3 protein-coding genes, 1 other RNA gene and 1 pseudogene are annotated in these 4,778 nt (G+C 74.2%); all 5 read left to right on the top strand.

Features of this window, described 5'->3' with window-relative positions; translation table 11 throughout:
• Nucleotides 1-71: 71 nt before the first annotated feature.
• Nucleotides 72-168, top strand: an RNA gene (gene ffs / locus VIG76_RS15155) — signal recognition particle sRNA small type.
• A 247-nt stretch (nucleotides 169-415) separates the two neighbouring features.
• A pseudogene (locus VIG76_RS15150) lies at nucleotides 416-2,152 on the top strand (DNA polymerase III subunit gamma and tau); the annotation flags it as partial.
• Between the two features lie 269 nt (nucleotides 2,153-2,421).
• Entirely contained in the window at nucleotides 2,422-3,021 is a 600-nt protein-coding gene (recR, locus tag VIG76_RS15145; RefSeq protein ID WP_331955676.1) for a recombination mediator RecR, read from the top strand.
• 62 nt (nucleotides 3,022-3,083) lie between these two features.
• On the top strand, nucleotides 3,084-3,914 hold the full coding sequence (locus tag VIG76_RS15140) for an alpha/beta fold hydrolase (protein WP_331955674.1): 831 nt from the start codon (nucleotides 3,084-3,086) through the stop codon (nucleotides 3,912-3,914).
• 160 nt (nucleotides 3,915-4,074) lie between these two features.
• A partial coding sequence (locus VIG76_RS15135; RefSeq protein WP_331955672.1) for an aspartate kinase occupies nucleotides 4,075-4,778 on the top strand: 704 nt, incomplete at its 3' end.

Below are 4,778 nucleotides of genomic sequence, written 5' to 3'. Positions count from 1 at the left end.
TACCGGCCGCGGGACGCCGACACCCACCCCCGGCGGGTCGCCCGCCCGCCGCGTCGCCTCGTACACTGGACGCCGGCTCCCCGCGTGGCGCCATCCAGGCCAACTCCCCCAGGGCGGAAACGCAGCAAGGGCAACCGGGCTCTGGCGGGTGCGCGGGGGGTCCTTTCTCTTCCCCCGGCGACGACGCCGGAGGACCGGGCGGATCGGGCGCGATGGGCGTCCGATGACGCCCATCGACGTCCGAAGTGGCCCGGCATGAGCCGAGGTCCACGGATCCGGGCGGGATCCGACGATCCGGGCGCGAAACGACGCCCGGGATGTCGGAAGGCGCCCGGAATCGGCGGTGCGGCGATCGGTTGTGCACAAGGCGCGCGACGCGCCCGGTGGTGTCCGACCCCGCACGTACCCTTCTGGGATGGTCACCGCCCTCTACCGCCGCTATCGGCCGGAGACCTTCGCGGAGCTCATCGGCCAGTCCCACGTGACGGAGCCGCTGCGCACCGCGCTGCGCACCGACCGGGTCAACCACGCCTACCTCTTCAGCGGTCCCCGCGGCTGCGGCAAGACCACCTCCGCCCGCATCCTCGCTCGCTGCCTCAACTGTGCCGAAGGGCCGACGGACACCCCGTGCGGCGTCTGCCCCAGCTGCGTCGAGCTCGGCCGCGGCGGCGGCGGCTCGCTCGATGTCGTGGAGATCGACGCGGCGAGCCACAACGGTGTCGACGACGCCCGCGACCTCCGCGAGCGGGCCGTGTTCGCGCCCGCCCGCGACCGCTACAAGATCTTCATCCTCGACGAGGCCCACATGGTCACGTCGCAGGGCTTCAACGCGCTGCTGAAGATCGTCGAGGAGCCGCCGGAGCACGTGAAGTTCATCTTCGCGACCACGGAGCCCGAGAAGGTCATCGGCACGATCCGGTCCCGCACCCACCACTACCCGTTCCGGCTGGTGGCGCCGGCGCAGATGCTCGCCTACGTCGGCGAGCTGTGCGAGAGCGAGGGCGTCTCCGTCGAGCCCGGCGTGCTGCCGCTCGTCGTCAAGGCCGGCGGCGGATCGGTGCGCGACACCCTGTCGCTCCTCGACCAGCTGATCGCCGGATCCGAGGGCACCACCGTCGTCTACGAGCGCGCGACCGCGCTGCTCGGCTACACGAGCACCTCCCTGATCGACGAGGTCGTCACCGCGGTCGCCGAGCGCGACGCCGCCGGCGCCTTCGCGGCCGTCGACCGCATCGTGCAGACCGGGCAGGACCCGCGCCGCTTCGTCGAGGACCTGCTCGAACGCCTCCGCGACCTCATCGTCGTCGCGGCCACGGGCGAAGGGGCCGCCGCCGTGCTGCGCGGCACGCCCGCCGACCAGATCGCCGCCCTCATCGTGCAGGCGCAGCGCTTCGGCACCGCCGAGCTCTCCCGTGCAGCCGACACCGTCAGCGACGCGCTCGACGAGATGGTCGGTGCCACGTCGCCGCGGCTCCACCTCGAGCTGATGATCGCGCGGATGCTCGTCCCGGCCGCCGCGGCCAGCGACGGCGGCGCGATCGCGCGCCTCGAACGGCTCGAGCGCCGAGTCGGGGTCGAGGTCGGCGAGGGATCCGCTCCGCGCACCGCGCCCGTCCCGGTGCGACCGGCCGGCGAGGTGCGGCCGCCCCAGCCGTCCGTCGCACCGCCCGCCCCCGCCGTCCGCCCCGCGGCGCAGACGGTCGCTCCGCCGGCGCCCTCCGTGTCGGCACCGTCGGTCCAGGCACCGGCACCGACGGTCCAGGCGCCGGCCCCCGCTGCATCCGCGGTCCCGAGGCCGACCGTCGCGCCGCCCACGGTCGCCGTCCCCACGGTCGCCGCCCCCACGGTCGCCCCGCCCAGCGTCTCGGCCCCCACCGTGGCAGGGGCCGGGGCACCTGAGGCCGCACCCGACGAGGTGGTCGCCCCCATGACCGCGCCGGTGGCGGGCGCCGTCACGCTGCAGCACGTGCGCGACGCCTGGAGTGAGATCCTCGAGACCGTGCAGCGCACCAAGCGCAGCGCGTGGGCCGTCGTCTACACCTCGCATCCGCGGGCGCTCGACGGCGACGTCCTCACCCTCTCCTTCGTCAGCCGCGGCGACGTCGAGACCTTCCGTCAGGCCGCCCCGAGCGGCGGTGGCACCAGCGAGGTGCTGCGTGCCGCGATCCTGTCGGTCCTCGGCATCCGCGTGAAGTTCCTGCCGAAGGTCGACGGCGGCCAGGCGCCTCCCGAGGTCGCCGAGCCCGGCGGATGGACGCCCGCCGGCGCCCCCGTCGCCGCCGCACCGTCGGCCTCGGCGCCGTCCCGCTCGACCGCGACGCCCGTCCCGGCGGAGCAGCGCTACGGCGAGGCGGTCGTGCGTGAGATCCTCGGCGCGAGCTTCCTCGAGGAGACCGTCGTGGCACCGAGTGAGGTGGGCTGATGTACGAGGGGATCGTCCAGGAGCTGATCGACGAGCTCGGCCGCCTGCCCGGCATCGGCCCGAAGTCCGCTCAGCGCATCGCGTTCCACATCGTGCAGACCCGCGGATTCGACGTCAGCCGCCTCGGCGAGATCCTGCTCGAGGTGCGCGAGAAGGTGCGGTTCTGCTCCCTCTGCGGCAACGTCGCGGACCAGGAGCGATGCGGCATCTGCCGCGACCCGCGGCGCAACCGCGCCTCGATCTGCGTCGTCGAGGAGCCGAAGGACGTCGCCGCGATCGAGCGCACCCGCGAGTACCGCGGGCTCTACCACGTGCTCGGCGGCGCGCTCAGCCCGATCGACGGCATCGGCCCCGACGACCTGCGCATCCGGGAACTCGTGCAGCGGCTCGCGGACGGCGAGGTGCAGGAGGTCATCCTCGCCACCGACCCGAACATGACCGGCGAGGCCACGGCCACGTACCTGTCCCGGCTCCTGCGCACCATGGACGTGCCTGTCAGCCGGCTCGCCTCCGGGCTCCCGGTCGGCGGCGACCTCGAGTACGCCGACGAGGTCACGCTCGGCCGCGCCTTCGAGGGCCGCCGGCTCGTCGACCACTGAGTCTCGGCGGACCCACCGCACGTCGCAGGCGCCCGGCGGGGGAGCCGCGCATACAATCGCGCATGCTCGTCCCCATCGGTGCAGGCACCTGTCTCGACGTCGAGGACACGGGTCGCGGACCCGTGGTCGTCCTCGTGCACGGCTGGCCGGTCACGGCCCTCCACTGGCGGCACGTGATCCCCGCGCTCACGCAGTCCGGCTACCGCGCCGTCGCGATCGAGGCGCGCGGGCTCGGCGAGAACTCCACGGGTTCCGGCGACCTCTCGAAGGCGACGCTCGCCGGTGAGGTGCTCGCCGTGCTCGACGCGCTCGGCATCGGGCGCTTCGCCGTCGTCGGCCACGACTGGGGCGGCACGATCGCCGTCCTGATGGCCGCGCAGCAGCCCGGACGGGTCGCCGCGGTGGTCGTCGAGGAGGACGTGCCTCCGGGTATCGAGGTCGAGGCGACCGAGTCGGAGACCTACCCCACCTGGCACCTGCCGCTCTTCCAGGCCCCGGAGGGCGTGGCCGAGCGGCTGCTCGCGGGCCGCCACGACGCCACCGTCGACGCCTACCTCGACGGCAGCGCCGGCCCGTCCGGGCTCGACTTCGACGCGCAGTTCGCCTACATGGGCGCCTACGCCGGCGACGACCATCTGAAGACCACGCTCGCGCTCTACCGGGCCGAGCAGGCGGATGCGCAGGCCGTCCGCCGCGCGACGCGGCGGCGCCTGCAGGTCCCCGGCCTCGCCGTCGCCGGTCGCTTCGGCCGCGGCCGGCAGGTCGCCGAGGCGCTGTCGCGCTCGGTCTCCCGGGTGCACGCCGTCGTCGCGGCGGACGCCGGGCACTACCCGGCGGAGCAGGCGCCCGACACCGTCAACAGGGCGCTCATTCCGTTCCTCCGCGCCGCCTGACCGCGGCCCGCCGGCTCAGATCGGCTGCGGGCGGCGCAGCACGCCGACGCGACGCAGGCCGTCCTGCAGCATCAGCCGGCCGGAGCGGCCGACGGCCGGCTGGGCGGGGCGCGCCCTCGGGCCGCCGATAGACTCCCTTGTCCGAATCCGGAAGGACCTGATGAGCCTCATCGTGCAGAAGTTCGGCGGCTCGTCCGTCGCGGACGCCGAGAGCATCAAGCGGGTCGCCAAGCGCATCGTCGAGACCCGCAAGGCCGGGAACGACGTGGTGGTCGCGGTCTCCGCGATGGGCGACACGACCGACGAGCTGCTCGACCTCGCGCACCAGGTGACGCTGCTGCCCGCCCCGCGCGAGCTCGACATGCTGCTGACCGCCGGCGAGCGGATCTCGATGGCGCTGCTCGCCATGGCGATCCGCAGCATGGGGCACGACGCGCGCTCGTTCACCGGCAGCCAGGCGGGGATGATCACCGACGCGCAGCACGGGCAGGCCCGCATCGTCGACGTCACGCCCGGCCGCGTGCGCGGCGCGCTCGACGAGGGCGCGATCGCGATCGTCGCCGGGTTCCAGGGCTTCAACCGCGGCACCGGCGACATCACCACGCTCGGCCGCGGTGGCTCCGACACCACCGCCGTCGCCCTCGCCGCCGCGCTCGAGGCCGACACCTGCGAGATCTACACCGACGTCGACGGGATCTTCACCGCCGACCCCCGCATCGTGCCCCGCGCCCGCCCCATCCGGCGGATCTCGAGCGAGGAGATGCTCGAGCTCGCGGCCGGCGGGGCGAAGGTGCTGCACATCCGCGCCGTGGAATACGCCCGCCGGCACGGCGTCACCCTGCATGTCCGCTCCTCCTTCAACAA

This window comes from Amnibacterium sp., assembly GCF_036559085.1.
Lineage (GTDB): Bacteria > Actinomycetota > Actinomycetes > Actinomycetales > Microbacteriaceae > Amnibacterium.
This window is presented reverse-complemented; position numbering and strand designations above follow the sequence as displayed.

Coding starts and splice junctions, on each gene's coding strand:
- recR (WP_331955676.1), top strand. CDS start 2,422: ATGTACGAGGGGATCGTCCAGGAGCTGATCGACGAGCTCGGCCGCCTG.
- VIG76_RS15140 (WP_331955674.1), top strand. CDS start 3,084: ATGCTCGTCCCCATCGGTGCAGGCACCTGTCTCGACGTCGAGGACACG.